Origin of the sequence: Lishizhenia sp., from assembly GCF_033720595.1 — a bacterium.
GTDB lineage: Bacteria > Bacteroidota > Bacteroidia > Flavobacteriales_D > Crocinitomicaceae > Lishizhenia.
Genome location: NZ_JAWWCF010000218.1, coordinates 1 through 4264, shown reverse-complemented (window position 1 = coordinate 4264; position 4264 = coordinate 1). Strand labels below are relative to the sequence as shown.

Annotated in this window: 3 protein-coding genes; all 3 read right to left on the bottom strand. The window is 38.4% G+C overall.

Annotation, left to right across the window (positions count from 1 at the left end; translation table 11 throughout):
- The coding region (locus R3333_RS12785) for a gliding motility-associated C-terminal domain-containing protein (RefSeq protein ID WP_318959164.1) at positions 1–1970 on the bottom strand (1970 nt) is incomplete at its 3' end.
- 66 nt (positions 1971–2036) lie between these two features.
- Entirely contained in the window at positions 2037–3293 is a 1257-nt protein-coding gene (locus R3333_RS12780; RefSeq protein ID WP_318959163.1) for a pitrilysin family protein, read from the bottom strand.
- The coding region (locus R3333_RS12775; protein WP_318959162.1) for a pitrilysin family protein at positions 3283–4264 on the bottom strand (982 nt) is incomplete at its 5' end. The genes R3333_RS12775 and R3333_RS12780, both read right to left, overlap by 11 nt.

The window sequence follows — 4264 nt, the reverse complement described above, 5'->3', positions numbered from 1 at the left end:
TGACCATTTTCCAAGTATCCATCCCAACCTTCTCCTTTATCTTCGGTATGAAAAAGCACTTGACCGTAGCGGTTGTAAATGGTAAATTCATATTGCTCCAATTGATGATAATTGGTCACAGGATAAAAAATAGGATTAGCTCCATTCACCGTAAAGGCATTGGGGATGTAAATCAATGGCTCGAGGTTAACACATGAAATATTAGAAGCGCTTGAATCACTATCTCCGTTTGGATTCAACCCTTCCCTTGCCTTGATATAATAACACACCTGTCCGGTAAAATCTTCATCCACTACATCCTGCAAAGGATCTGAGTAAAACCTGTTATTTGCTCCTAAAAGTGCAATAGGCTGATCATCTATGACTCCATTTACACCCCTATAAACTTCATAACTAATGGTATTTCCTAAAAACTCTGTATACTCTGTCCACTGAATTTCAGCTAAAAGACTCAAAGGATCAATATTGCTTTGCAGCACCATATTCTTTGCCTCATTGATAGGAGGGTATTCATTTCCACAGCTATCAACCATGATTGTTTGATAGTAATACACCTCATCATTTACATCTACATCGTCATCGTAAAATGTAACGACTCCATTACCAACTGCCAATTCATCTATTGTTTCATAGTTTGCATTCAAAAGGTTTAAACGTTGTAATTTCACACTTTGAATACCTCCATCTAAACTCACTTTATGAACTACTTCAATTTCATCACCAACCACACTTACGTGTGAAATATAGGCCACACTCGGCCCTGAGGCTCCTTCCCATAGTTGAGTGAATATGTTACTGTTGGCTTGGTCTCCTGCAATTCTTGCTACAATTTTAAAATCATAATCTGTACCCGGAATTCTTGCATAGGTATAACTTAGTTGATCTGTAGTTCCTACGTTCTGCCAAGCACCCCCTATTTCTCTTACATACACATCATATACTATGGTCGCACCAAACCCTTGATACGCCGTCCAATTTAACTCCACGTCTTGCGAACATGCAGAACTACCACCTGTAAGCCACATGCTTTGATGCGGACTACCTTTGGCTGAAGTTTGGTAGGTCGGTGGTGTTGATAAGGTAAAACAACTATCAAAAGCTGCTATAGTAAACCTAAAAGGACCATCCCCCATGGGAGTATAATTGTAAGCGGTTGCGTTAATTCCATAGACTGTGTCTATCTCTACAAATACACCATTTGCATCTTGCATGTATACTACATAGCCATAGGTATCATCTTGACTATTGGCACCCCATGTTATTTCATAATCTCCAGTATTTTCAATAAAACTCACGTGACCTAATTCAGGTATATCCGGCACAATATCATCTTGAAAATCGTCTCCTTCTACATTACTTGTAAAAGCGCAAGTTGTGGTAGGTAATTCCACACGATAATTTAAAAAAGCACTACAAATGTCTATGGTATCAATATACATTGTAGTTGTATAAGCCGGAGTTGCAATCAACGTCCATGTACCTGCTGGATACTCTCTATATACCTCGTAGTTAGAACCGAAAGCTGGAAGAGGGTTTGCGCTTGGTGCATTCCAATTTAACACAGCAGTTCCATTGCTCGGGTTATTGAGTTCTAAAAATATGTTGTGAATGGTATCACTATAACTCGTCACATTTCCATTATCATTAGAAACAAGGCCTAAGTAAAACGGATAATCTTGTGTTGCGGAAATACTTGTGGTGTATGTATTGGTAGATATTGTTGGAATGATGGTCAATAAACCACTCCCCTGCTCGTGCACTTGATACTCCACAAAACTTCCATCAGGATCTGTTGCGGCCGTCCAATTGATCATCAAATTATTGTTTACATCCGTCTGGATACAGTTAATTTGAGGAGCAGGAATTACCGTTTTCGCGTCCAAAGATTGGGCAACAGAAAAAGTGGTTCCTGTAAACAAGACAAGAACCACAGTAATAATGAAAATGAATATTTGTTGACGCAGTTGCATCTGTATTTTTTAACGTTGATTTTCCCGAATTATTACTTATACAACGCAGGAAAAAGTAAAAAGTTGTTAGCCGGCCATTATAACCGTCATATCTTCCCACTTCAGGTATTTTTCGGCCATTTTTTTAATTTCTTCTGGCGTAATTGTTTTCACCATTTCTATCTTCTTGGTGTAGTAATCATAATCTAAACCAAAATCAGCAACACCAAGGTATCTATCCATCATAGCAAAAGGACCATCTGAAGCTTTGAGCATTTGACCAATCGTATAATTACGCACCAGACTCAACTCTTCTTCACTTACCAATTCGGTTTGTAATCGGTGAATTTCATTTTTAATTTCTTGAAGTGCCTTATCCGCAACATCTTTCCCTACCTCTGTTGCAATAAAGAAATACCCTAGCTTTTTCATTTCTGCTAAACCAGAACCAATCCCATAGGTATATCCTTTATCTTCTCTTATGTTAGACATCAGTCTACTCCCAAAGTAACCACCAAAAATGGTATTCATAACAGAAAACTGTAGGTAATCATCAGCTGTACGATTAAAGAGAATTCGTCCTACACGTATCGCCGTTTGTACAGCCCCATCTTTCTCTTGTCTAAATTCACCTGTTCTGTTCTCTACTGCTGACAGGTAACTTTCCGCTGATTTCCCAACCAATGACTGCACTTGCGCTATCATTTCCTTCACTGTAAGCTCATCCAAATCACCAACGATACAAACCTTTTGTAGGCCTTGTAAATAATATTTAGCGTGGAAATCTTTCACGGCCTCTCTACTCACCTTTTCATAATCCTCGTACTGTGTAATAACACCATAAGGGGAATTCGCAAATACGTTCTCCGTAAATAAACGTCGGGCAATAAAGCTTACCTTTTCTGAGGAAACTTTAAAGCTCTGTTGCTTTTGTTTGATGAGTTGATCAATTTCTTTTTGAGGGAAATTGGCCTCTTTGATTGCATTTATTAATAATGTAAAAAGCGCATAAATGTTCTTACGTAAACCGTACAAAGTCACAGAGGCCCCTTCTCTAGAAGTTTCTGCATGGAAAAACCCACCCAAACCATCTAGTTGAGCATTCAACTCATCCGCTGTATGACTAGCAGTTCCTGACATCAGCAAGCTGTTGGCAAAGGATGCCAATGCTGGAATTCCATGTCTACTACCTGCGTCAAATACCAAATCTATTTTTACAGCATCATCGTCAACCGTATTGATCCAATGCAACTTTATTCCATTTTTTATTTCGAAGTGTTGGGGATGAACAAAAGAGATATCCTCCAAGGTATTTACTTCGGGCTGAATTCTTCTATCTAGCATCCTCTTTCGCTTTTATTTTTAACAATGAACAATTTGTTTTTACTAATCGCTCAACAGCGTAATTATGTATCGCTGAGGCTGTAATAGCGTCGTAGTGTCCTTGTTCCAAATTTATACCATTGGCATCTCCCAACAACTCGTGCAAACAAAGATTCATGGCTTTGCTTAATATTCCTTGTTCTGTGAACACTTTCGTTGTTTCTACCTTGTTCTTAATTTTGGTCAACTCTTCATACGGCATGGTTTGGGTCTTAATCTCCTCAATCAATTTCCAAATCTCTTCATCCAATCTCTCGAAGCTTTCACCTTTGTTCAATTTACCAGAAATCATCAACATACCTTCATCATGAGCTCCTAATATGTAAGCCGAAACATCAGAAACGAGGTGCAATTCTTTCTTCAATTTCAAATACAGACGAGATGATTTCCCTCTCCCTAATAGATCAGATAAAAGATCCGCTATATAGTAATTCTCATCATTTTTACCGGGCATTTTAAAACCATAGTAAAAAGCATCAGCAGGTACAGGTCTTTCTATTGTTTCTTCTCTATAATCTGTCTGAACAGGTTCCACGGGAAGGTTACGCAAGTACTTTTCCCCTTGAGGAATATCACCGTACCATTTGTGCACAAGATCTTCTACCTCATCGTTATCGTAATTTCCTGCAATACACAAAATGGCGTTTGAAGGATTATAATGCTTGGTGAAAAATGCTTTTACATCTTCCATAGTTGCCTCCTCAATGTGTTCTACCTTCTTACCAATTGTAGCCCATTGATACGGGTGTACTTTATAAGCCAGGGGTCTAAACTTTAACCAAACATCTCCATAGGGTTGATTTAAGTAACGCTGTTTAAATTCTTCTATAACGACGTTTCGTTGTACCTCTAAAGACTTATCTGTAAAAGCCAAGTTCAACATTCTATCGCTTTCTAACCAGAGTGCCGTTTCTATGTTTTGAGCTGGAATT

Excerpts from the sequence above, each read along its gene's own strand:
- R3333_RS12780 (WP_318959163.1), bottom strand. The coding sequence starts at position 3,293 with ATGCTAGATAGAAGAATTCAGCCCGAAGTAAATACCTTGGAGGATATC.